The sequence below is a fragment of the Microbispora sp. H10949 genome (assembly GCF_014161435.1).
GTDB lineage: Bacteria > Actinomycetota > Actinomycetes > Streptosporangiales > Streptosporangiaceae > Microbispora > Microbispora triticiradicis.
The window spans coordinates 561,424-585,203 of the sequence record NZ_JABBWZ010000005.1 but is presented as its reverse complement, the minus strand read 5'-3'; the positions used below and the strand labels follow the sequence as shown (position 1 = coordinate 585,203).

The following is a 23,780-nucleotide window of genomic DNA, read 5'->3' as shown; positions in this document are numbered from 1 at the left end:
CCCAGCGGCTCCGCCTAACGGTGGTGACGGTGGGAGTGGCGGTGGGGGTGCCATGGGGAACGGACGGGGGCGGTGGCCGCCGACGTGGCGACACCGCTCTCGTAGCCGGGGGCCGAGGCCGTCACCCGTACGGAGAACCGCGTGCCTCGGTCGCGGCCCGTGACGTGGTAGGCCCGCCCCGTCGCGCCCCTGATCTTCGCGCCGTCGCGCAGCCACTGGTAGCGGATCCTCTTCGGCGAGGGCGTCCACGCGCCGGGAGAGGCCGTCAGCCGCCGGCCCACCCACGGGACGCCGCGCACCACCGGGGGCGCCGTGCTGACCAGGGCGGACGGCCGCGCGTCGTGCAGGTCCACGTCGGCCGCCCGGACGAACACCTGCCGGTGGGCGTACCAGAGCTGGTAGTACCGGTCCTGGCCGGTGACGTCGGTGCGGTCGCCCGGGGCCGACCCGTCGAACGACGTCGCCCGGTAGTAGTCCGTCACCACGTCGTCGTCGCTCACCGCGTACGTCTGCCCGGCGGGGATCGTGTACTCCAGGGGCGAGACCGCCTGCACGGGGACATCGGTCCCGGTGTACGCCGCCGATTCGGGATAGGCGCGGCCGTAGACGGCGGCGGGACCGGTCGCGCCCGCCTTCACGGTGACCGTCTTCGCCGCCGCCTGGAGCACGACGGGCCGGTCGGCGGGGTTGTGCAGCCAGGCGAGTGAACCCGCCCACCACACGCCCAGCCAGTCGCCCCGCACCTCCGCGACGACGAGCTTGTGCCCGGAGACGACGCGCGCGCTGACGTCGCTCACGTACGTCGTGCCGGCCTCGCCGGCGGGCTTCCAGCCGGGGTCGGCGGCGAGCGGGGCGTCCTCCGACGGCGCCTGGCGGAGCGGCAGGAAGTTCGTGCCCGCTCCCGGGACGCACTCCGGCGAGGGCGGCGACGCCGCGGCGCAGCCGGTGAGCGGCTGCCGATTGTCCTGGTATCCGGTGCGGACCTCCACGACGTCGCCGGCCGAGACCTGGGTCGTGGCCGCCCGGCCGCCGCCGATCGGCGCGCCGAGGAGCTCGAAGTAGTGGTCCCAGTCCCAGTACGGCCCCGGGTCCCAGTGCATGCTCTTGGTCGTGCCCGCGACAGTGCCCGGCACCTGGTCGTGGCCGATGACGTGCGCCCGGTCGAGCGGGATGCCGTACGTCGCGGCGAGGTGCTTCACCAGCGTCGCCGAGGTCTGGTACGCCGACTCGGTGTACCAGGTCGCGTCCCCGGCGAAGCCCTCATGCTCGACGCCGATGGAATGCATGTTGACGTACCAGTTGCCGGCGTGCCAGCCCACGTCCTTCGGGTCGAGGTGCTGGGCGAGGTGGCCGTCGGAGGAGCGGATCGTGTAGTTCCACGCGAGGTACGCCGGGTCCTGCACGAGCCGCACCGAAGGGTCGTAGTAGCCCTCGGTGTCGTGGATGACGATGTAGTCCAGCTTCGGCCCGCCGGACCCGGTCCGATCGGCGATGTCGTGGTTGCCGTACTTGGTGGTGTTGTCCGGATCGGTGGGCGTGAGCTTGGCGTACGGCGCGGGGATCGCCTCACAGCCGAGATCCTCCGGGCAGCCGGTGTCAGGGGCGGCGGCGGTCTCGGCCGGGGGGAGCGGGACCGACTCGTCGGCGGGGAGCGTCACCGTCTGGCCGTCGGCCGTGACCCGGCTCTCGCCGCCGCGCAGGGTCTGGTAGACCTGCCGGACGAAGTCGTGCCCGGCGCCGAAACGCCCGACGGCGTCCCGCCAGGCGGCCAGGTCGCCGCCGCTCCGGAGGCCGTCCCGCCGCGGGTTCTCGCGCTGGTAGGAGGCGAGCAGCGCCGCGCCGCCGCACACACCCGCGTTTGGCACCCGCCTGAGGGCGTCGGCCGTCAGACCGGTCAGCTCGGCCGCCCGCGTGATCTGGCTCTTCGCCTCGGCCACGCGGCCCTTGTCCGCGCCGGTGCCCGGGCCGGGCGTACGGTCGCTCAGGTCGAAGACGCCGTAACCGCCGTCCGCGCTGGGCCGGCCCGAGTGGTCGTCCCACCGGGAGAGCATGTAGGAGACGGCCTTGAGCAGCGGCTCCGGCACGCCGGTGTCCCGGGCCGCCGCGGCGAAGGCGGCGTCCCGGGTGGGCGCGGACAGCGTCGCCGCGCACGAGACCTGTGCCCCGGACTGTGCGCCGGTCGCGGAGGCGGGCGCCGCGGACACTGCGGACACTGCGGACACTGGGGGCATCGGGGGCATGGCGGGCAGCAGCAGCGCCGCGACGGCCAGGGCCGCGCTGCGGGTCGCGCGTCTCACGTGGCGGGCCTCTTCCTGCTGGGTTTCCTGCGGGGGGATTTGCTACTCGCATTCCTGCCGGGTCTCCGCCGGCGGCGGACCGGGTGAAGCACATCCCGGACGGGTACGCCGTGCCACCGGGTTGGCGGAATCTCGCCAAGATCGTAACCGAGTATGGACACGCCGAGTCAGGAAATATCCCTTTTCACGGATCACCGGTCCCGGAAGGGGTCAGACGACGCGCCAGGGGGCGGCGGTCTCCTCCCTGAACGTGAGCCCGTTGCCGGGGCCGGCGCGGTCGACCGGCGCCTCGCCGCCCACCGGCGAGGCGGCCCCGTCGAACACCATGCTCTCGATCCGCACGTGGTCGTGGAACCACTCCAGGTGCCGGAGGTTCGGCACCGCGGCCGCGACCGCCAGGTGCTGGTGCGGGGCGCAGTGCCCGGAGACCTCCAGCCCGTGGGCGGCGGCGACGGCCGCCGCGCGCAGGAACTCGCTGATCCCGCCGCACCGGGTGACGTCGACCTGCAGGCAGTCCACGTACGGCGCCATGCGGGCGAAGTAGACGAGGTCGTAGCCGTACTCCCCGGCGGTCACGTCGGCCCGCACGAGATCGCGGACGAGCCCGAGGCCCGGCAGGTCGTCGGAGGAGACCGGCTCCTCGAACCACCGCACGTCGAGATCGGCGGCCCGGTCCAGCAGCCGCACGGCCTGCTTGCGGGTGTAGGCGCCGTTGGCGTCGACGAACAACTCGGCGTCGTCGCCGATGGTCCGCCGTGCGGCGGCCATGCGTTCCAGGTCCCGCCCGGGGCGCCGCCCCCACGACTCCCCGATCTTGATTTTGACGCGGGGGATGCCCAGCTCGTGGGCCCAGTGGGCGAGCTGCCGGTGCTGCCGTTCCGCGTCGTAGGTGGTGAAGCCGCCGCTGCCGTACACCGGCACGGTGGCGCGGGCCCCGCCGAGGAGGCGGGCCAGCGGCAGCCCGTGCCGGCGCGCCTTGAGGTCCCACAGGGCGTTGTCGGCCGCCGACAGCGCCAGCCCGGCGATCCCGGGCCGTCCCGCGTTGCGGATCGCGCGGGCCATCGCCGTCCACGCGCCCGGCACGTCGTCCGGGTCGAGATCGGCGACGGCGGGGGCCAGCACGTCCGTCACCACCGACGCGGTGGCGGCGGGGCCGTAGGTCCATCCGAGCCCGCGCACGCCGCCGGCGCCCGCGTGGACGACCACGATCGTCGTGCTCGTCCACGCGAGCGTCCCGTCGGCCTCGGGGAAGTCGGCCGGGATCGTGTACGCCCGCGCGCTGAGCCGTGCGGGCGTTTCGGGCCCGGTCGTCACCGGCTCACCTCCGCAGCAGCCGCCGCCCCGCGAGCAGCGCGCCGCCCGCCACGGCCGCGGCGGTCGCGACGGCGGCGGCGGTCGCGGCGGCCCGGGCCGCCGCCGAGGGCGGCGCGGGCCGGAGGGCGTAGGTCTCCTCCGGGCACGGCGTGTCCCCCCGGTCGCCGCGCAGCCCGGCGCGCAGCAACTCGGCCAGGTGCATCGCGCGGCGGCCGTCCGCGTCGCCCTGGTCGATCTGCGTACGGCAGCTGAACCCGTCGGCGAGCAGCACCGTCGCGGGATCGGCCTGCCGTACGGCGGGCATCAGCACCCGTTCGGCGCAGGCCTCCGACACCTCGTAGTGCCCCTTCTCGAACCCGAAGTTCCCCGCCAGGCCGCAGCAGCCGGAGTCGAGCACCTCGGCGTCCACCCCAATGGCGTCGAGCAGCGCCTCGTCGGCCCGGTGCCGCATGACCGCGTGCTGGTGACAGTGCACCTGCACGAGCGCCTCGCGCGGCACCCTCGGCGGCTTCCATCCCGGTGTGCGGTCGTGCAGCAGTTCGGCGAGCGTCACCGTGTGGCCGGCGAGCCGCCGCACGTCCTCGTCGTCGGGGAACAGTTCCGGCGCGTCGCCGCGGAAGACGGCGGTGCAGCTCGGCTCCAGGCCGACCACGAGCGTGCCCGCCCGCAGATGCGGCCGCAGTTCGTCGAGCGTACGGCGCAGCACCTTCTTGGCCGTCGTGAGCTGGCCGGTGGAGATCCAGGTGAGGCCGCAGCACACGGCGCGGTCCGGCACGCGCACCCGCCACCCGGCCGACTCCATCACCTCGACCGCCGCCCGCGCGACCTCGGGGTGGAAGTGGTCGCTGAAGGTGTCGGGCCACAGCACGACCTCCCCGCGCGACCCGTCGCCGGCCGGTTCGCGGCCCGCGAACCACTCCCGGAAGGTCCGCGGCGCGAACAGCGGCAGCTCCCGCCGCCGGTCCACCCCAGCGGCGGCCTTCGCCAGCCGGGCCGTCCCCGGCGCGTGCGACAGCGCGTTGGCCACCCGCGGCGCGTACGCCGCGAGGCTCGCCCACACGGGCAGCCACCCCATCGCGTAGTGGGCGCGCGGGCGCGGCCGCCCCTCGTAGTGGTGGGACAGGAACTCCGCCTTGTACGTCGCCATGTCGACGTTGACCGGGCAGTCGGACTTGCAGCCCTTGCAGGCCAGGCACAGGTCGAGCGCCTCGTGGACGGCCCGCGACCGCCAGCCGTGCGCCACCGCGCCGCCCCGCGCCGTGCCGTCCAGCATCTCGAACAGCAGCCGGGCCCGGCCCCGGGTGGAGTGCTCCTCGGCCCGGGTGACCATGTAGGACGGGCACATCACCCCGCCCTCGTGACGGCGGCAGTTGCCCACGCCGACGCACCGCAGCACCGCGCGGCCGAAGCTGCCCCCGTCGTGGGGATACCCGAAGTGCGTGGCCACGTCGCCGTGGTTGTAGCCGGCGCCCAGCCGCAGCAGGTCGTCGAGCGGGTACGGCGCGGCCACCTTGCCGGGGTTCATCCGGTCGCCGGGGTCGAAGATCGCCTTGAACCGGCCGAACGCCTCGACGAGTTCGTCGCCGAACATCTTCGGCAGCAGTTCCGCGCGGGCCTGCCCGTCGCCGTGCTCGCCCGAGAACGATCCGCCGTACGCGACGACCAGGTCGGCGGCCTCCTCCAGGAAGGAGCGGAACGCCGCCACCCCCTCGGCCGACGTGAGGTCGAACGGGATGCGGCAGTGCACGCAGCCCTGCCCGAAGTGCCCGTAGACCGAGGTCTGCCCGTAGCCGTACCTCTCGAACAGCTGATTGAGATCGCGCAGATAGTCGCCCAGCCGGTCGGGGGAGACCGCCGAGTCCTCCCAGCCCGGCCAGGTGTCGGGCAGCCCGGGCACGCGGGCCGTCGCGCCGAGGCCCGACTCCCGGATCTGCCACATCTGCTCTTCCAGCTTCGGGTCGTCGAAGACGGCCACGCCGGCGTCGCCGCGCCGCCTGCCGAGCGACCGCAGCACCTCCTCGGCCCTGCGGTCGGCGTCGTCCTTGTCCTCGCCGCCCATCTGGATCAGCAGCCACGCGCCGCCCTCCGGCAGCTTCTTCAGCGCCTCGGCATTGAGGTGGACCTCGCGCTGGTAACGGATCAGCTTGTCGTCGATGCCCTCCAGGGCGATCGGCCGGTGCGGCAGGACCGCCGGCACGGCGTCCCCGGCGGCGGCGATGCCGGGGAAGGCCACGTACGCCATGGTGCGCGCCCTGACCACCGGGATCAGCTTCAGCCTGGCCCGCAGCACCGTGACGAGGGTGCCCTCGGAGCCGATCAGGGCCTGGGCCACGTTGAAGCGCTTCTCGGGCAGCAGGCTGTCGAGGTTGTAACCGGACACCCGCCGCGGGATGTGCGGGTAGCGGGTGCGGATCGGCTCCAGGTACGTGTCGCGCAGCGCCCGCAGCCGGGCGTAGACCTCGGCCTTCCGGCCGCCCTGCCGCTGGATCGCCGCGTACTCCTCGTCACCGGTCTCGCCCACCCACATCCGGGTGCCGTCGTAGAGGAGCACCTCCATCTCGGCGATGTTGTCCACGACCTTGCCGGCCCGCTGGGCGGTCGCCCCGCAGGAGTTGTTGCCGATCATCCCGCCGATCGTGCAGTGGTTGTGCGTGGAGGGCCTCGGGCCGAACTCCAGGCCGGTGCCGAGCAGCCGCTCGTTGAGGATGTCCAGCACGATGCCCGGCTCCACCAGGCAGGTGCGGTTCTCCGGGTCGACCTCCAGCAGCCGGTCGCAGTGTTTGGACCAGTCGATCACCACGGCGGTGTTCACGCACTCACCGGCGAGGCTGGTGCCGCCGCCCCGGGACAGCAGGGGCGCGCCGTGCCGGCGGCAGACCGCCACCGCCGCCACCGCCGCGTCGACCGTACGGGGGACCACCACCCCGAGGGGCACCTGGCGGTAGTTGGACGCGTCGGTGGAGTAGGCGCCGCGCATCGTCGCGTCGAAGCGGACCTCGCCGTCCACCGCCTCCCTGAGGTCGCGTTCGAGCGCCGCGAGATCCACCCGGCCGCCGCCGGGCGGAGGAGGCACCGTCACGGGGTCGGGTAGGAGGTGCAGTGTCTCCGTCATGACAACAGCTCGTTGATCTTGTCGCGGGCGACGGCGGCCAGCGTGCTCGCCTTGTGCGGCTGACCGCGCAGGAACGCCTCGGCGAAGTGCTTGGCCTGGTCGTACTTGACCCTGCCGGGCATGGGCGGCTCGTTGGGGTCGACGTCGCAGTCGACCAGGGCGGGGCCGTCGTGGGCGAGCGCCTCGCGGATCGCGCCGGGCAGGTCGCCGGGGTCCTTGATCTTCGCTCCGTACGCCCCGCAGGCGCGGGCCCAGGCGGCGAAGTCGGCCTCGGGCCGCTGGTGGCGTACGGCGTACTCCGGGTAGCCGAGGATGATCTGCTCCCACAGGATCTGCCCGTAGGAGTTGTTGTTGTTGACGACGACCTTGATCGGCAGGCCGTGCCGGACGGCGGTGAGGAAGTCGGCCATGAGCATGGCGAAACCGCCGTCGCCGACGAAGGCGACCACCTGCCGGCCCGGATAGGCGTGCTGGATCCCGATCGCGTACGGCAGGCCGGGGGCCATCGTGGCGAGGTTGCCCGACAGGTAGAACTCCCGGCCGCCGCGGATCGTCCAGTGCCGGGCGGCCCAGGTGGCGATCGTGCCCGAGTCGCAGGTCAGGATCGCGTCGCCGGCCGCGGCCTCGTCCACGCACCCCATGAGGTACTGCGGGGCGATGGGGTCGCGGGAGGGGTCCTGCAGCGCCTTCATGTCCGAGCGCCAGTCGTCCATCTTCCGCTGGTACTTCTCCAGGAACGACCGGTCCTTGGCCTCGTCCAGCATCGGCAGGAGCGCCTGGAGGGCGAGTTTCGCGTCGGCGGCGACCGGCGCCTCGGTGGGCCTCCGGATGCCCAGCAGGGTGGGGTCGGCGTCGATCTGCACGACCCGGGCCTGCCCCTCCGGCGGCAGATACTTCCCGTACGGGAAGGAGGTGCCGATCATGAACAGCGTGTCGCACTCCTCCATGAGCTCCTCGCTGGGCGCGGTGCCGAGGAGGCCCAGCCCGCCGGTGGTCAGCGGGTGGTCGTCGGGCACCGTGAACTTGCCCGGCAGGGTCTTCACGATCGGGCTCGCGAGCTTCTCGGCGACGGCCAGGACCTCGTCGCGGGCGTGGCGGGCGCCGACCCCGACCAGCATGGCGATCTTGCCGCCCTGTCGCAGCACGTCGGCGGCGCGGGCCAGTTCGTCCTCGGCGGGCCGCAGCGGCGCAACCGAGCGGTTGGGCATGCTGGCCGGCGGGGTGCCGGGGCCGACGTGCCGGTAGGGGTCCTCGGCCGCGGCGGCGACCTGGATGTCGTTGGGGAAGGTCAGGTGGGAGACCGTCCGCCTGGTCAGCGCGTTGCGTATGGCGAGGTCCACCACCCCCGGCATCTGCTGCGGGTTGGTGATCATCAGGTTGTACGCGGCCAGGTCCTGGTAGAGCCGGTCGAGATGCACTTCCTGCTGGTAGTGGGTGCCGAGGACGGAGGTCTCCTGCATGCCGGTCAGCGCCAGCACCGGGACGTGGTCCAGCTTGGCGTCGTACAGCCCGTTGAGCAGGTGGATCGCGCCGGGGCCGGAGGTCGCGGCGCACACGCCGAGCCTGCCGGTGGCCTTGGCGTAGCCGGTGGCCATGAACGCGGCGGCCTCCTCGTGGTGGACCAGGATGAAGCGGATCTTCTCCCGTTGCCGCCGGAAACCCTCCATCAGGCCGTTGATGCCGTCACCGGGGAGCCCGAAGATCGTGTCGACTCCCCACTCCACCAGCCGTCTGGCCAGGCTCTCACCGACGATCTCAGTCATCTGCCTCTCCGTTCGGGTAGACCGTGCACGGATCGGGCCGGCGGCGGCCGCGACGGCCGTGCCACCGCGCCCCGCCGCGTCGAGGTCTTTCGAGGTTCCGCGGCTTCGAGCGGCTCGCCGGTCGCCCTTCCCGATGCCACTCCTCCCAAACGGCGCGGCCCCCGCGACACGGCCTTTTGCGGACGCCGAAAGGTGTGTTTACCAGGCATTTTGCCTGATGCAACTTTTTTCGCGCGCGGGTGCCGTGAGGGAGCCGCCGGAACGCGGAGAGCCGCCCCCACACGGGTGCGGGGGCGGCTCCACCGTACGGCCGGACGCCTGGTCAGGAAGGCGCCCGGCCGAAGGTCATGCGCGGATCACGCGCGGATCGGGCAGGGGCTCAGTTGCGCAGGCTCCACTGCTGGTTGGTTCCGCCGTTGCAGGCCCAGAGGATGAGCTTCGTGCCGTTGGCGGTGGCGGCCGAGTTGGCGTCCAGGCACAGCCCCGACTGCACGCCGGTGATCGTGCCGTTGGAGTTGACGTTCCACTGCTGGTTGGTTCCGCCGTTGCAGTCCCAGATGACCACCTGGGTGCCGTTGGTCGTGCCCTTCGCGTAGGCGTCGAGGCACTTGTTGCCGTACACCTGGAGCTCCTTGCCGGAGGTGGCGGTCCAGCGCTGGTTGCTCTGGCCGCTGCAGTCCCACAGCTGCACCTGGGTGCCGTTGGTGGTGCTGCTGTTCGGCACGTCGACACAGCGGCCGGACTGGCCGCCGACGATCTGCTGTCCGGTGCCCGGGTTGCCGCCGCCCGTGGCGTAGCCGGCGGCGACGATGTTCGCCTGCACCGCGTCCTCGGTGGCCGCCGTCGGGTAGCCGGAGGTCATCACGCCCTCGTAGAAGGTGCCGCGGGCGCCGATGCTGTTGTCACCCCCGATGCCGAGGATGATGGCCCCTTCCTTCTTCATCGGGTTGTAACCCGCGACGTTGGGACGCACGCCGTCGTAGAAGGTGCCCAGGCCGCCCGACTGCGCGTTGCCGCCGCGGATGGCCCAGTGGTTCGGCTCGCCCTTGATGATGGCCGTCAGGAAACGGTGGCTGATGCTCGGGTCGCCCGCGTTGTACTTCTGGTTGACGCCGGAGAACAGGCCGTTCTCCAGGTCGGCCATGATCCACGGGCCGTTGCCGGCGCCGTAGCCCCAGACCTTGATGTTGCCGAAGTAGATGGCCTCCATGGTGCCGTTGCCGTTGTCACGGCTGTTGGTCTCGGCGTTGCCGTAGTCGAAGCAGCAGCCGCCGTTGTAGTGGGTGCCGTCGAAGACGGCGTACATGCCCTCCGGCTGGTCGCCCTTGGCGACGCCGTTGGTGGCGTTGTTGCGGTAGCCGGTGCCGGGCGCGACGTAGACGCCGTACGCCTTCTGGCCGCCGACAGTGATCGGCGCGGCGGTCGCGTTGGCGAGGTTGTCGTACCCGCCCGCCGCCGGGCCCGAGAAGCCGCCGGGAGGCGCCTGGGTGAGGCGGTTGTTGCGGCCCGACTGGTCGTAGATGATCGTGATCAGGCAGGTCGTCCCGGCGCAGAACGAGTCCTGGGTCGCGGCGTTGGCGACTCCTCCGGCGCTCAGCACGCCGATGTCCCGGGTGGTGTTGTCCGAGGAGCGGCGCACCTGGTAGAGCGGGCCGTTGTAGCTCGCGTACAGGGCGCGGGTCGTGCTGTGCGCCGCGACACACGGGGTGCCGCCCGCGGCGTAGATGTCACACGGACCCTGCGTCGCGGCCTCCGTCGGTGCGGAGAGACCGGCCAGCAGACCGGCCGTGAGCGCGATCGCCGAGCCCGCGGCCAGCGATGCCGTCTTCAGGCGTCGTAATGCGGAGATCATGATGACCTTGGTGCCTTTCTGGTGGGGGGTGACTCTGGCTGACGTGCGTACCATCCTTGTTAGCGCTAACATTCACAACTGTGAACCGCCGCCTCACAGTCATGCGTGGGGATCGGTGCTCAGTTTTGACTTCTGACTCTCCCGCGTCAAGGCCCGATTTCCGGCCGGGGCGAAAGTTCCACGACCGCGGCCGTCGCGGGCCCACCCCTCTTGACGCGCCCGCCGGGAGGCGATCACAGTGGCGGCAGACGTCCGCCGTGCCCGCCGCCGGCGCACGTCGTCGCGAGGGGTGGCCGATGCGATCGGTCGGTCAGTAGACGTAGGGCCAGCCCGCGCTGTCCCAGCCGAGCTTGTTGATGCCGAGACGCGAGGATCCGTCGTCGGCGTACCAGTGGTAGAAGAGGATGTCCCCGTCGTTGTCGGCGAGGACGGCCTGGTGGCCGGGGCCGTGGATGCTCCCGTGCCCGGCCAGCACCTGCGTGCCGCCTCCCGAGGTCATCGCGGTCCCGTTGCGGTCGACGTACGGGCCGGTGACCGAGGTGGAGCGGCCCACCATGATCCGGTACGTGCTCGACGCGCCCTTGCAGCACAGGTCGAAGGAGACGAACTGGTAGTAGTAGCCGCCGTGCCGGTAGATGAACGGCGCCTCGGTCGCACCGCCGTTACGGCCCGAGATGCTGAGAACGGTGCTGTTCAGCCGCTTTCCGGTCGCCGGGTCGAGCTGGACCATCTTGATCCCCGACCAGAACGAGCCGAAGTCGAGCCACCAGCGGCCCTGGTCGTCGACGACGAGGTTGGGGTCGATGGCGTTCCAGTTGTCCGAGGTGTTCGACTCGATGACCAGGCCCTGGTTCGTCCACGACCCCGATGCCCCGGTCGTGCTCGTCGCCAGGAAGATCCCCGAGTGGTTGGAGCCGAAGGTCGAGGCCGCGTAGTACATGTAGTACCTGCCGTTGAGGTACGTGATGTCCGGCGCCCACAGCGTGTTGCTGCCGTTGGTGTAGGCATGGGTCCACGAGGCCCCGCCGGGGAACGCCACGCCCGCGTTGCGCCAGGCGGTCCGGTCGGTCGAGGTCTTGAGCGCGATGTTGTCGCCGGTGTACGCGAGCAGGTAGGAGCCGTCCGGCTTCTTGGTCACCTCGGGGTCGTGCGCGCCGACGTCACCGGTGACGTAGCCCGGGTCGGGGTAGGCGACGAGCTTGACGAGCTGCCACTGCTGGTTGGCGCCGTTGAGGTCGGTGTACTGGGAGATGCGGCCGGCGTCGGCGGTGGACCACTCCCAGACTTCGAGGGCCTTGCCGCTGTTGCGGTTGATGAGCTTGACGTAGCCACTGTCGGTGTCGACGACCCGGAACTGCTGGTTCGTGGCGTTCTTGTCGGTGTACTGGATGACGTCGGCCCCGTCGGCGGTCGAGCGGCCGGAGATGTCGACGACCTTGCCGCTGTGCCGCGACTTGAGGCGGTAGTAGCCGCCGCCGGAGTCGACGAACTGCCACTGCTGCCAGGCCCCGTCGTTGCGGGAGTACTGCACCAGTGGCGCGCCGTCGTTGGTGGCCCAGTTGTAGACGTCCAGGACCTTGCCGCTGTTGCGGTTGACCAGCACGTACGACGCGTTCGTGTCGATCGTCGCCGCCCGGGCCGGGCCGGTCAGGACGAGCCCGAGGCCCAGGGCCAGGAGCAACGTGAGCGCCGACGCCAGAGCGCCGCGCACCGGTGAACGGGTGTTCATCGGAAACCTCCCATTGTTAGCGTTAACACATCGATGCGTGAATGCCGGAGCCCCCATGTGCGGCGGCCGGACCGCCTCGTGAGCTCGTGCTCATGACCGGTGGCCCGGTGAGGCGCGCTTGTAGGCTGCGGATCGTGAGCGGCGAGACCGACCTGCGTGAACTGCTGACCACGATGCGCCCGCGGCCGAATCCGGGGCGCTACGTGTTCACCACCGTCGACGGCGAGATCCCGCCCGGGGTCCGTCCCGTCGTCACGGTGGCGGAGGACGAAGGGCTCACGCTGGTCGTGCCGCAGCGGGACGCCGACGCGGCGGGACTGAAGTACGACTACGTCGCGGGGTGGATCACGCTGGGGGTCCACTCGGCGCTCGACGCGGTCGGGCTGACCGCCGCCGTCGCGCGGGAGCTCGCCGCGGCGGGCCTGAGCTGCAACGTCGTCGCCGGTTTCCACCATGATCACCTCTTCGTGCCGTACCGGCAGGCCGCCCGGGCGGTGCGCCTGCTGGAGGACCTGTCGCGACGGTCGGGCCGGCCCCGGCGGCGGGAAGGGGAGCCGCCGCCGGGACCGGACGTCATGGACGTCATGGAGGGCGCGGACCGGGTCTACCGGTAGACGATGTCCGACGACGAGTAGAGGCAGTTGACGCCGTCGGCGCCGCTGCCGATCCGCGTCGGCTCCCCGCTGGTCACGCCCTTGTACTTGTCGCAGACGACGACCTTCCTGCTTCCGTCGTTCACGATCGTGATCTGCGAGAAGCGCGCCGTGTCGCCGTAGTTGGTGTTGATGCCGGCGAGGACCTTGCCCGGCGTGGTCGCGGTCACGTTCTGGATGACGACGTTGCGCTTGTACTGCTTGGAGCAGTTGCCGCACGACCGGTAGAGCTTGCCGAAGTTCTGCACCTGGAAGTTCTTGATGACCATGGTGCCCGGGCCGTTGTGCTGGAAGACCTTGTCGCTGGCCGCCCTCGCGCCGCCGCCGTCGACGGTCATCGTCTGCGACGACGAGGTGCCCTTGAAGGTCGCGGCGTCCTCGCCGACGTCCTCCCACCACACGTTCTGCAGCGTGCAGGTGCCCGTGCAGTGGATGCCGTCGGCCGCGGGGGAGCCGAGGACGACGTTCTTCAGCACGGCGCCGTCGGCCAGCTTGAAGATCGGCGACTGGCCCTCCTGCTGACCGCCGGAGCCGAGGGCGCCGGTGCCGTAGTAGCGCCTGAGCTTCCCGTCGTACGTCCCCGAGACGCTGATCGTGGCGCCGACGGCCTGCTGGCCGCTCGGGGACGGCCAGGAGGCCAGCCGCGCCGCCGCCGGCGCGGCGGCGGGGACCGCCGACGCGGAGGCGCTGACGGCTGGAGCGGCCGTCAGCGCCATCCCCGCCGCCGAGGCGGCGAAGAGCGCCGTACGGAGTCTTGCGAACGTGGTCAATGCACACTCCAGTGAGGGACACGGAGGCGAGGCCGCCGTGTGCGGTGGTGCCGGCCGAGGTCCCCCGGTCGGCTTGTTCGCGTGTGTGAACCGTACGCAGATGGAGGAACGGGCTGGGGTACGACGGATCCGTGGATCCGGTCACCTGTTCGCCTCCGGTGCTCGCGGCGCGGCGTTCCCGCCCGGTTCACACTGATCGAGCCGTGGACATGACGGTCCAGGCACGTGAAACCCACGGCCCGCCGCGTCGCCGGACGCGGCACGCGTGCCACTTCCGGCGACCCCCGCCACCACCACCGACCAGGCAGGGGAGCCGTCTCGGGACAGTGTGAAAACGACCATGAAAGGTGTCAAGGCACGAAAAGCCTGCGTGCGCTCCGCCGCTCCCGGCGCGCTGACGGGCCGGGGCTACAGGCCCGGAAGCCGCACTGGTACGGCGCGCGCCGGGCCACCGGTGTGCGGTGGCGGGTCCGCCCCGCGTCGCGGGCCGATCCTCTGGAAGTTTCAGGGATCTTCACCCGGGCCGCCGTCCCAGGGTGAGCCGGCACGCGCTCTCTCCCGGCCTCCGGGGAGGATAGGTTGGCTCCCGATCATGTGCGCGAGGCTGGGAGGTGCGGGACGTGGTGCCGTCCGTGCTCGGCGGTCGTTACGAGCTGGAGGGGCTGATCGGCCGGGGCGGGATGGGCGAGGTCTGGCGGGGCCGGGACCTGCGGGCCCACCGCCCCGTCGCGGTCAAGATCCTCGCGCCGCAGGTCGCCGGGGTCGCGTCACGGGAGCGCTTCGCCCGCGAGGCCCGGGCCGCCGCCCGGATCGTCCACCCCAACGTGGTGACCGTGCTGGACGTCGGTGAGGAGGACGCCCGGCCGTACCTGGTGATGGAACTGCTCACCGGCCGCAGCCTGGCCGACGAACTGGCCGACCGGGGCCGATACTCCGTGGCGGAGGCGTGCGACCTGACGAGCCAGGCCGCCGCGGGCCTGGACGCCGCGCATCGCGCCGGGGTCGTGCACCGGGACGTCAAGCCCGCCAACCTGCACCGGACGGCGAACGGCGCGCTCAAGGTGGTCGACTTCGGCGTCGCGCAGGTCGCGACGGAGGCGGCGCGGCTCACCGCGGTGGGCGCCGTCGTCGGCACCGCCGCCTACCTGGCTCCCGAACAGATCGAGGGCCGGGGCGCCGGGGCGGCCTGCGACCTCTACGCGTTGGGATGCGTCTGCTACGAGTTGCTGTGCGGGCAGCCGCCGTTCACCGGGTCGGCTCCGGAACTGGTGTACCGGCACATCCACCAGGCTCCGGTGCCGCCGAGCCGGCATCGGCCGGAGATCCCCGCTGAGCTGGAGCGGCTGATCATGGCGCTGCTGGCCAAGGACCCCGCCGCCCGCCCCGGAGCGGAGGTCGCGCGCCAGGTCCTGGCCGCCGTCGCCCTCACCGCCCCACACCCGGCCGCGAGGCCCCCCGCCGCAGGGGGCGGCGCCCGCGCGGGGGACACCGCGTTGCTGGACGTGCCCTCCTTCGGCGGGCCGCCGCCCGTTGGGCAGGAGTTCGACGGGCCTCGGTACGGCGGGCCGCCGCACGGGCCACTTGATGGGGGGCCATACGGCGGGCCGGCCGGGTCGCCGGCCGCGGGCGGGTCGCCCGAGCGGCGGACGCTCATCCGGCTGGGGGCGGCGGTGGCGGGCCTGGCCGTGATCGTCATCGGGGTGGCGGCGCTGTCCGGCCCCGGAGGGCAGAGCGAGCCCACGGCCGCCGCCCCCACGGCGACGACCACCCGTGCCGAGACCTCGCCCACCCCCACGCGGACCGCCTCGCCGCGCCCGACGCCCGCGACGCCGCGGGCGTCCGGCAGGCCCACGCCCGCGCCCCCCACCCCGGTGCGTCGCGTCTACGGGGGATATCAGGAGTGGCTGGCCGCGTTCGACCACGCCGTACAGGAGCAGGAGAGCCGGGGCGGCATCGAGCAGGGGCTGGCCCGCCGGGCGCACGACACGATCAGGAAGGCGGCCAGGGACCTCCTCCACGACCGGGGCAGAGGCCGGGGGGACAAGGGCGCGAGGCGCGTCTACGACCTGGTCCGCGAGCTGCAGAAGGCGCACCGCGACGGCCGCCTCGCCGACGGCCCGCTGACGAGCTTCCTCGACGCCGGCGTCGGCGGCCGGCCGAACTGACCGTTCCCGGGCCGCCGAATCCCCGGGACGCCCGCGACGCGAGACGCCCGCCACGGCCGCGGCCGCCGGGATCCCCGTGACGCATCAGCCGCGAGACGTCCGGAACCGCCGGGGCATACGGGGAGCGAATGCCGGGGGCGGGGGGTCCCGCGAGGCCTCCGGAGGGGTCAGCGGGGAGGGCGGCGACCGGGCTCTCCGGCCGGGCCGGTGTCTGTGGCCGACCGGGTGTCTGTGGCCGACCGGGTGTCTCTGGCCGACCCTGTGTCTCTGGCCGACCCGGTGTCGCGGGTCCAGGAGCCGAGCACCAGCAGGGTCTTGGTGCCGGTCACGTCGCCGGCGCGGCGCAGCCGGTCGATCACCTGCTGAAGGTGGCTGAGGTCCCGGACGCGGACGTGGATGAGCGCGTCCGGATCGCCGGCGATCGTGAACACCTCCTGCACCTCGGGCACGTCCGTGGCGGTACGGATGATCTTCGCGACCGGGGTCGTGCCGGGATACCGCAGTTCGGTGAACGCCTCGATGCCCCAGCCGAGCTTGGCGTAGTCGACCCGCACGGTGAAGCCCGTGATGACGCCGATCTCGCGCAGCCGGTCGACGCGCCGCTTCACCGCGGCCACCGACAGGCCGATCTCGGCCGCCATCTCCGAGAAGGTCCTGCGCCCGTCCTCGCGCAGCAGGCGTAGCACCTGATGGTCGATCTCGTCTATCTCCGCGATGGGGCCACCTCCGTAACCGACGCAAAGAACAGTACTCATATGAGAGCGATTCTTCATAGTTTTGCGTCGTGGCCGCCGTCTGCCGCGCCGTGCTTGCGTACGGGGCGGGAGATTGCTGTGCTGTGGGTCACCCCCCAGTAGCCCAGGAGGTTCGCGTGAGTGTGAGCATGTCTCCGCGTCCCGTCTCGCTCGACGACAGGTACGCCGCCGAGAGCGGCACCGTGCTGATGTCGGGCGTCCAGGCGCTGGTCCGCCTGACACTTGAGCAGCGCCGCCTGGACGCCGCGCGCGGCCTGGACACGCGGGTCTTCGTCTCCGGATACCCCGGCTCGCCGCTCGGCGGGGTCGACCTGGAGATGGCGCGGGCCGCGCGGTTCCTGGCGGAGGCGGGCGTGGTGGCCAGACCCGCGCTGAACGAGGAGCTCGCGGCGACGGCGGTCGCCGGCACGCAGTTGCTCGACCAGCTGCCGGGCCGCCGGCACGAGGGCGTGACCGGCTTCTGGTACGGCAAGAACCCCGGCCTCGACCGCGCGGCGGACGCGATCCGGCACGGCAACGTCGCCGGGACGGCGGCGCTCGGCGGCGCGGTGGCCTGGATCGGCGACGACCCCGGCAGCAAGTCGTCGACCGTCCCCAGCACGTGCGAGCCGATGTGCCAGAGCCTGTCGATGCCGCTGTTCGCCCCCGGATCCGTCGCGGAGATCATCGAGCTCGGGCTGCACGCCGTGGCGCTGTCGCGGGCCACCGGCCTGTGGGCCGGGATGAAGATCGTCACCGACGTCGCCGACTCCTCGGCGACCGTCGGCCTCGGGCCGCTCCGCGAGGGCGTCCCCGTGCCGGACCGCACCCCCCGCGGCGCGCCGCCCACGCTCGTCGGCCCGGCCTCGCTCGACGCCGAGCACGACATGCTCACCCGCAGGCTCGGCCTGGCCCGCGAGTACGCCCGCGCCCACGACCTCAACCGGGTGACGCACGACGCGCCGCGGGCCACGACGGGCGTGCTCGCGTCCGGCACCTCCTACGCGGTGGTCCTGCGCGCCCTCGCCGACCTCGGCCTGGACGAGACCGCCATGGACGACCTCGGCCTGCGGCTCATCCGGCTCGCCATGCCGTTCCCCCTCGCGTACGACCACCTCGCGGCCATGGCCGCGGGCCTCGACCGGGTGCTGGTGGTCGAGGACAAGGTGCCGTTCCTGGAGGGCCATCTCAAGCAGGCGTTGTACGACACCGACCACCGGCCCGACGTCGTCGGCCGCGTGCTGCTGACCGCCCGTGGCGGCCTCTCCGCCGAGGACGTCGCCGAGGCGCTCGCCGTCTGCCTCGGCAAGGAGCGGCTGCCCCGCCGCGCGGTGGTCCTGTCCGCCCGTCCCGCGGTGCGTCCCCTGCTTCCGCTGGTGGCGGCCCGCACGCCGTACTTCTGCTCGGGCTGCCCGCACAACATCTCCACCCGCGCCTCCGATGACACCCTGGTCGGCCCCGGCATCGGCTGCCACGCGATGGTCGCGCTCCACACCGAGGGGCGCGGCAGGCAGGTCGGCATCACGCAGATGGGCGGCGAAGGCGCCCTGTGGTTCGGCCTGGCCCCCTTCACCTCCGACCGGCACTTCACCCAGAACCTCGGCGACGGCACCTTCCACCACTCGGGTTCGCTGGCGATCCGCGCCGCCGTGGCCGCCGGCGTCTCGATCACCTACAAGCTGCTCTACAACGACGCGGTGGCGATGACCGGCGGGCAGCGCGCCGAGGGCCGCCTCGACGTGCCCGCGCTCACGCGGTCGCTGGCCGCCGAGGGGGTGCGCCGGATCGTGGTCACCACGCCCGAGCCGGAGACCTACCGCGGCGTCCGGCTGGCGCCGATCGCGTCCGTACGGCACCGCGACGACCTCCAGGAAGTGGAACGGGAACTCGCCGAGGTCGACGGGGTGACCGTGCTGGTCCACGACGACCGCTGCGCGGCGGAGGAGCGGCGGCTGCGCAAACGCGGCAAACTGCCCACGCCGACGGCGAAGGTGGTGGTCAACGAGCGGGTGTGCGAGGGCTGCGGCGACTGCGGCGAGGCGTCCACCTGCCTGTCGGTGCAGCCGGTGGAGACCGAGTTCGGCCGCAAGACCCGCATCCACCAGGCGTCGTGCAACTCCGACCTGAGCTGCCTCAAGGGCGACTGCCCCTCGTTCCTGCTCGTCGAGCCCCGCCCGCGGGTCCGGGACGCGGTGCCCGCGCCGCCGGTCGCGCTGACCGAGCCGGCGCCGAGGTTCTCCGGGCGGCCGGTTCTGCTGCGGCTGCCCGGCATCGGCGGCACCGGAGTGGTCACCGTCTCACAGATCCTCCAGATGGCCGCGCACCTGGACGGCCTGCACGCCGCCGGGCTCGACCAGACCGGGCTGGCGCAGAAGGGCGGCCCGGTCGTCAGCGACGTGCGCCTCTCCCCGCACCCGATCACGGGCTCGGTGCGCGCCACCCGGGGCGCGGCCGACGTCCTGCTCTGCTTCGACCTGCTCGGCGCCGCCGCGGACGGCACCCTCGCCGTCGCCTCGCCCGGACGCACGGTCGCCGTCGTGAACACCGCGATCGTGCCGACCGCCGCCATGCTGACCGGCCGCGCCGCGCTTCCCGGGCCCGAGGACGCGCTCGCCCGCCTGGAGTCGGCCACCGTGCCGGGCGGCAACGTCCACCTGGACGCGGGCGCGCTGTCCGACGCGCTGTTCGGCGACCACATGCCCGCGAACCTCCTGCTGGTGGGCGCGGCCTACCAGCACGGCTGCCTGCCGCTCTCGGCGGACGCCATCGAGCGGGCGATCGGGCTCAACGGGGCCGCCGTCGAGACGAACCTCGCCGCCTTCCGGTGGGGCCGGGCCGCCGTACTGGACCGCGAGGCCGTGTTCGGGGCCGTGTTCCGGGCCGCGACCCCGGGGACCGCGGCCCTGCACGAGACCCGGGAGGAGACGGCGGAGGAGACCCTGGAAGACACGCTGGCCGTGCGAACCGCCGACCTGACCGGATACCAGAACGCCGGGTACGCCGGGTCGTACGCCCGCGAGGTGCGCCGGGTGGCCGCCCTGGCCGCCGAGCGCGCGGGGGAGAAGGCGGGCGACCGGATCGCGATCGCGTACGCCCGGGGGCTGCACAAGCTGCTGGCGTACAAGGACGAGTACGAGGTCGCGCGGCTGCACCTCGACCCGGTGGAGCGCGCCAGGCGTGAGCGGGAGTTCGGCGCGGACGCCGACGTGTCGGTGCTGCTGCATCCGCCGCTGCTCAGGGCGATGGGCCTGAAGCGGAAGATCAGGCTGCGCCGGTCCGCCGGCGTCGTGTTCCGCGGGCTGCGCGCCGCCCGCGCGCTGCGGGGCACCGCTGCCGACGTGTTCGGGTACGCCGCCGTCCGCAGGGTGGAGCGCACGCTGCCCGGGGAGTACCGCGAGCTGGTGCGGCGGGCCCTCGACCGGCTCACTCCGGCGAACGCCGCCGCCGTCGCCGAGATCGCCGCGCTGCCGGACATGATCCGCGGCTACGAGGGCATCAAGCTCGCCAGGGTGGCCGAGTTCCGCGACCGGGCCGCGACCCTTCTCGCCCGGCTGGACGACCCGTCACCCGTGGAGGCACAGTGATTGGGGAGGCACGGTGACTGTCGAGCGGCTGCTGCCGGGGCAGGACGCCCGGGACCTGATCGAGCTGACCCGGGAGATCGCCGACAAGGAGCTCGCCCGCCGCGTCGACGAGCACGAGCGCGCCGAGACCTATCCCGAGGGGCTCTTCGCCACGCTCGGCTCCGCCGGGCTGCTCGGCCTGCCCTATCCGGAGGAGTACGGCGGGAGCGGCCAGCCGTACGAGGTGTATCTCCAGGTCATCGAGGAACTCGCGGCGCGGTGGGCGGCCGTCGCGGTCGCGGTCAGCGTCCACACGCTGGCCTGCTTCCCCCTGGCGGAGTACGGCACGGCCGAGCAGCGGGAGCGCCTGCTGCCGGACATGCTGGCCGGGCGGCTGATCGGCGGCTACAGCCTGTCGGAGCCGCAGGCCGGCTCCGACGCCGCCGCCCTGACCTGCAGGGCCGAGAAGACCGAGGGCGGCTACCGGATCACCGGCACCAAGGCGTGGATCACGCACGGCGGCCGGGCGGACTTCTACGCGCTGTTCGCCCGCACCGGCCCGGGCTCGCGCGGCGTCTCCTGCTTCCTCGCACCCGGCGCGGCCGAGGGCCTGACGTTCGGCCGCCCCGAGGAGAAGATGGGCCTGCACGCCATCCCGACCACCACCGCGCACTGGGACGGCGCGGTGATCGAGGCGGACCGGCTCATCGGCGCGGAGGGACAGGGCCTCTCCATCGCCTTCGGGGCGCTCGACTCCGGCAGGCTGGGCATCGCCGCCTGCGCGACCGGGCTCGCCCAAGCCGCGCTCGACGAGGCCGTCGCGTACGCCAAGGAGCGCGAGACGTTCGGCAAGAAGATCATCGACCATCAGGGGCTCGGCTTCCTGCTCGCCGACATGGCCGCCGGAGTCGACGCCGCCCGCGCCACCTACGTCGACGCGGCCCGCCGCCGCGACGCCGGACTGCCGTACAGCAGGCAGGCCAGCGTCGCCAAACTGGTCGCGACCGACACCGCGATGCGGGTCACCACCGACGCGGTCCAGGTCTTCGGCGGGTACGGCTACACGCGCGAGTTCCGGGTCGAGCGCTACATGCGTGAGGCCAAGATCATGCAGATCTTCGAGGGCACGAACCAGATCCAGCGCCTCGTCATCAGCCGCCACCTCGCCAGGTAGCGCATCGACCTGGTCGAAGCGCCACCGTCACTGGAGGCTGGGCAGCCTGTAGACCCAGTACGCTCCCTGCTGGCCCGAGATGTCGTACGGCGTCCTCACCGCGTCCGGATAACCGTACGTCGTGGGAATCTTGTTGCCCCGTGTCCTGTTCCGGAAGGCTTCGGGGGTGTCGTAGACGCTATCGACGGTGATGGATACCTTGCTCCCGGTCTGCTGGGCCGCAGCGAGGAGGTCACCGTGGAAGATCCGGAGACGGGCCTGGCAGCCCGTGCACGGCCCGATGTTGCTGATCAGGATGACCTGGATGCTCTGGGCGGCGACGTCGAATCCCCGGTCGGTTATCCAGTAGTAGGCATCGAGCAGAGTGGTGACCTCGCTGTCCTGCTGCGAGAGCCTGGCCTCGTCCTCGCTGATCCCCGCGGGACGTTTGGCACCGTCTGCCTTCGTGAGGGTGTAGTAGCCCTGGCCGGACCTGGGCGCCGCGACCGGGGTCAGGTAGCAGCTTTCATCGTCGTCCTGGGAAGGGATGTTGCCGTCGACGATCACTATGATCCGGGAGTACAGCCCGGGTTCCCCTACCTGATGGTCCTTCGCGGCGAGCTGGTGGACTACGGCCAGTTCCCGCACGATCGCCTGGGTTCGCGCGTCAGAGCCCTGAGCGTGAGTGTGTGACATCGTTGTCCTCTTCGATCCGGGGACTCCACCTTCTCACCGGGGGAGAGGTAATCAAGGGGTGCCGGTGTCCTGTTCCGGCCAGCACCGCAGGCAGTGGCCCTGTCGCCGCATATCCGTACCGATCCGAAGCCGGTTCCACGGCTCAGCTGATCCAGTTGACGAGAACGCCTATGGGCACGGACGCCACCAGGCCGAGCGCGAAGAACAGCAGCTGCTGGCGCCGTTCGGCGCGAATGGTGGCCTTTGTCTCGCCGATCAGAATCTCCCGGATCTTCTCGGCCTGCTCCTTGTCGACTTCAAGAAGCTTCTGCTGCCGTTGGGCTTCGGTGAGGAGCGCTTCGCGGGCCGCCTGCTGCGCTTTGAGATCGCGCTGGAGCTCGTTCATCAGGGTCGCCGCTTCGGTGAACGCGTCGCTGACTGCTCTGATCCGGTCGTTCAGCCGCTTGCCGGGCTCGTCGGCGGCCGCGTCGAGTCGTCGCCGGTCCCGGCCACGTCGCAGCCGATCCAGAACTCCGAGGGCGACATACGGCATCGACAGGAGGGCACCAGTCAAGATCCAGACAGGGCTCAGCGGGTTGATCGCGGGAGCTGGAATCCGATCGATCAACGTATAGGTGGTGGCGACGGTCAATGCGATGGCAGAAAGAGTCGCGGCCTTGTACAAGCCTTGTAAGAGGCGCCTGCCGTACTTGGAGAGCGGGGAAGCCGGGTGGCCGGAGGAGGCGTCCGAGTCATTGCTCATGCCTCAATTGGACCCCGTCGCCGTGCCGCCAGAAGGATCATCGGCCAAATCATGCGGATCTTCGAGGGCGGCGATCAGATCCAGCGGCGCCGCGTCGTCGGCCGCCGCCTCGCCCGCCGAAGACGGCCGCGTGCGGCACCGGGCCCACGCGTTAGTCTCGCTCCGGAGCCTCATACCTGGACGACGCGGACGGAGGTGCGTGCGGCGGATGACCGAGACAGACCCGCACATCCATGTCGAGCAGAAGGTCATGCAGGCCGGTGCCGTCTACCGCGGTCTGCTCACGTCGTCGCTGGGGCGCGCGCCCGACGCGCCAAGCGTCGTCGCCACCGGGTGCGGTCTCCAGGTGCCGTACGCGATGACCTCGCCTCGTCCGGAGAGCGTCACCTGCCTCGCGTGCCGCGAGCACGCGCACCGGGAGCACCTGCGCTACGCCGAGCAGGTGGAGCGCCTGGGCGGGATGCCCGGCGCGCCCGTGACCGGGGCTCAGGCGGCCGAGGCCGCGCGATGGGCCCGCGACGTCGCGAAGCGGTTCTCGGGCCGGTAACCCGCCAGGACACCGGGCCTCCCGGGATGGGGAGACCCGGTCGGCGCCCGTTCCGATCACGGCGTACCGTGGTGGGCGTTATATCCCTTGGAGCGCTAAATGGGGGAATCGTGGGGAACCCGGTTCTGCAGATCGTCGTAGCCAGCACGCGACCGGGGCGGACGGGGCTGCCGGTCGCGCGGTGGTTCCGGGAGCGCGCGGTCGCGCACGACGCGTTCGAGGTCGAGCTCGTCGACCTGGCGGAGGTGAACCTCCCGTTCCTGGACGAGCCCCACCACCCCCGGCTGCGGCAGTACGTCAACCAGCACACCAAGGAGTGGAGCGCGACCATCGAACGCGGCGACGCCTTCGTGTTCGTCACCCCGGAGTACAACTACGGCTTCAACGCGGTGCTGAAGAACGCCATCGACTACCTGCACCACGAGTGGCAGTACAAGCCGGTCGGGTTCGTCAGCTACGGCGGGGTCTCCGCCGGGACGCGCGCGGTGCAGATGCTCAAGCAGGTCGTCACCACGCTGAAGATGGTGCCGGTGTCCGAGGCGGTCTCGATCCCGTTCGTCACCCAGTTCGTCGACGCGGAGGGCGACCTGCGGCCCAACGACGTGATGGACAGCTCGGCGGACGCGATGCTGGCCGAGCTCGCCCGGCTCGCCGCCGCGCTGCGGCACCTGCGCCCCGCCGCCTGACGCC

At 72.2% G+C, this 23,780-nt stretch carries 16 protein-coding genes; 6 read left to right on the top strand and 10 right to left on the bottom strand.

Going from position 1 to position 23,780, the window contains the following annotated elements:
* Positions 1–14: 14 nt before the first annotated feature.
* The 6 genes from HHX40_RS16190 to HHX40_RS36700 form a co-directional block, all read right to left on the bottom strand.
* On the bottom strand, positions 15–2,297 hold the full coding sequence (locus HHX40_RS16190; RefSeq protein WP_220499142.1) for an N-acetylmuramoyl-L-alanine amidase: 2,283 nt from the start codon (positions 2,295–2,297) through the stop codon (positions 15–17).
* 210 nt (positions 2,298–2,507) lie between these two features.
* Positions 2,508–3,611 carry an enolase C-terminal domain-like protein gene (locus tag HHX40_RS16185; protein WP_182881207.1) on the bottom strand — a complete coding sequence of 368 codons (1,104 nt, stop codon included), beginning with the start codon at positions 3,609–3,611 and terminating at the stop codon, positions 2,508–2,510.
* A gap of 4 nt (positions 3,612–3,615) precedes the next feature.
* Positions 3,616–6,723, bottom strand: a complete 3,108-nt coding sequence (locus tag HHX40_RS16180) for an FAD-binding and (Fe-S)-binding domain-containing protein (protein WP_182881206.1) — start codon at positions 6,721–6,723, stop codon at positions 3,616–3,618.
* Positions 6,720–8,486: a thiamine pyrophosphate-dependent enzyme gene (locus HHX40_RS16175; RefSeq protein WP_182881205.1), complete on the bottom strand. Its 1,767-nt coding sequence runs from the start codon at positions 8,484–8,486 to the stop codon at positions 6,720–6,722. Before HHX40_RS16175 ends, HHX40_RS16180 begins: the two co-directional genes overlap by 4 nt.
* Positions 8,487–8,865: 379 nt before the next feature.
* A complete protein-coding gene (locus HHX40_RS36705; protein ID WP_182881204.1) occupies positions 8,866–10,338 on the bottom strand; it encodes an arabinofuranosidase catalytic domain-containing protein in 1,473 nt (490 codons plus the stop codon).
* A gap of 310 nt (positions 10,339–10,648) precedes the next feature.
* Entirely contained in the window at positions 10,649–12,067 is a 1,419-nt protein-coding gene (locus HHX40_RS36700) for a family 43 glycosylhydrolase (RefSeq protein WP_182881203.1), read from the bottom strand.
* Between the two features lie 134 nt (positions 12,068–12,201).
* On the opposite strand from HHX40_RS36700, the gene HHX40_RS16160 reads away from it, so the two are divergent.
* Positions 12,202–12,681, top strand: coding sequence for an ACT domain-containing protein (locus HHX40_RS16160; RefSeq protein WP_182881202.1), 480 nt, complete (start codon positions 12,202–12,204; stop codon positions 12,679–12,681).
* On the opposite strand, the gene HHX40_RS16155 is transcribed toward HHX40_RS16160, so the two are convergent.
* A complete protein-coding gene (locus HHX40_RS16155; protein WP_259403604.1) occupies positions 12,672–13,490 on the bottom strand; it encodes a pectate lyase in 819 nt (272 codons plus the stop codon). The two genes, HHX40_RS16160 and HHX40_RS16155, sit on opposite strands and share 10 nt — an antisense overlap.
* Positions 13,491–14,110: 620 nt before the next feature.
* Here HHX40_RS16155 and HHX40_RS37720 point away from each other — a divergent pair.
* On the top strand, positions 14,111–15,655 hold the full coding sequence (locus HHX40_RS37720) for a serine/threonine-protein kinase (RefSeq protein ID WP_182881201.1): 1,545 nt from the start codon (positions 14,111–14,113) through the stop codon (positions 15,653–15,655).
* Positions 15,656–15,822: 167 nt separating this feature from the next.
* Here the strand turns inward: HHX40_RS37720 and HHX40_RS16145 are convergent, their stop codons facing one another.
* Entirely contained in the window at positions 15,823–16,410 is a 588-nt protein-coding gene (locus HHX40_RS16145; protein WP_220499140.1) for an Lrp/AsnC family transcriptional regulator, read from the bottom strand.
* A gap of 116 nt (positions 16,411–16,526) precedes the next feature.
* Between HHX40_RS16145 and HHX40_RS16140 the strand changes: the two genes are divergently transcribed.
* A complete protein-coding gene (locus HHX40_RS16140) occupies positions 16,527–19,973 on the top strand; it encodes an indolepyruvate ferredoxin oxidoreductase family protein (protein WP_310738131.1) in 3,447 nt (1,148 codons plus the stop codon).
* Between the two features lie 13 nt (positions 19,974–19,986).
* Complete coding sequence (locus tag HHX40_RS16135; protein WP_138460871.1) at positions 19,987–21,126, top strand: acyl-CoA dehydrogenase family protein; 1,140 nt, start codon at positions 19,987–19,989, stop codon at positions 21,124–21,126.
* Positions 21,127–21,153: 27 nt separating this feature from the next.
* Here HHX40_RS16135 and HHX40_RS16130 read toward each other — a convergent pair whose 3' ends face one another.
* Both HHX40_RS16130 and HHX40_RS16125 read right to left on the bottom strand, forming a co-directional pair.
* Positions 21,154–21,801, bottom strand: coding sequence for a hypothetical protein (locus HHX40_RS16130; RefSeq protein WP_182881200.1), 648 nt, complete (start codon positions 21,799–21,801; stop codon positions 21,154–21,156).
* 142 nt (positions 21,802–21,943) lie between these two features.
* Complete coding sequence (locus HHX40_RS16125) at positions 21,944–22,543, bottom strand: hypothetical protein (protein ID WP_182881199.1); 600 nt, start codon at positions 22,541–22,543, stop codon at positions 21,944–21,946.
* 208 nt (positions 22,544–22,751) lie between these two features.
* On the opposite strand from HHX40_RS16125, the gene HHX40_RS16120 reads away from it, so the two are divergent.
* Both HHX40_RS16120 and HHX40_RS16115 read left to right on the top strand, forming a co-directional pair.
* Positions 22,752–23,090 carry a hypothetical protein gene (locus HHX40_RS16120; RefSeq protein WP_182881198.1) on the top strand — a complete coding sequence of 113 codons (339 nt, stop codon included), beginning with the start codon at positions 22,752–22,754 and terminating at the stop codon, positions 23,088–23,090.
* 110 nt (positions 23,091–23,200) lie between these two features.
* Entirely contained in the window at positions 23,201–23,776 is a 576-nt protein-coding gene (locus tag HHX40_RS16115) for an NAD(P)H-dependent oxidoreductase (protein ID WP_310738130.1), read from the top strand.
* The last annotated feature ends 4 nt before the right edge of the window (positions 23,777–23,780 follow it).

What these genes read in the sequence shown, in the direction of transcription:
- HHX40_RS16120 (WP_182881198.1), top strand. Translation starts at nt 22,752, where the DNA reads ATGACCGAGACAGACCCGCACATCCATGTCGAGCAGAAGGTCATGCAG.
- HHX40_RS16125 (WP_182881199.1), bottom strand. Translation starts at nt 22,543, where the DNA reads ATGAGCAATGACTCGGACGCCTCCTCCGGCCACCCGGCTTCCCCGCTC.
- HHX40_RS16175 (WP_182881205.1), bottom strand. Translation starts at nt 8,486, where the DNA reads ATGACTGAGATCGTCGGTGAGAGCCTGGCCAGACGGCTGGTGGAGTGG.
- HHX40_RS16180 (WP_182881206.1), bottom strand. Translation starts at nt 6,723, where the DNA reads ATGACGGAGACACTGCACCTCCTACCCGACCCCGTGACGGTGCCTCCT.
- HHX40_RS16145 (WP_220499140.1), bottom strand. Translation starts at nt 16,410, where the DNA reads ATGAGTACTGTTCTTTGCGTCGGTTACGGAGGTGGCCCCATCGCGGAG.
- HHX40_RS36700 (WP_182881203.1), bottom strand. Translation starts at nt 12,067, where the DNA reads ATGAACACCCGTTCACCGGTGCGCGGCGCTCTGGCGTCGGCGCTCACG.
- HHX40_RS16130 (WP_182881200.1), bottom strand. Translation starts at nt 21,801, where the DNA reads ATGTCACACACTCACGCTCAGGGCTCTGACGCGCGAACCCAGGCGATC.
- HHX40_RS36705 (WP_182881204.1), bottom strand. Translation starts at nt 10,338, where the DNA reads ATGATCTCCGCATTACGACGCCTGAAGACGGCATCGCTGGCCGCGGGC.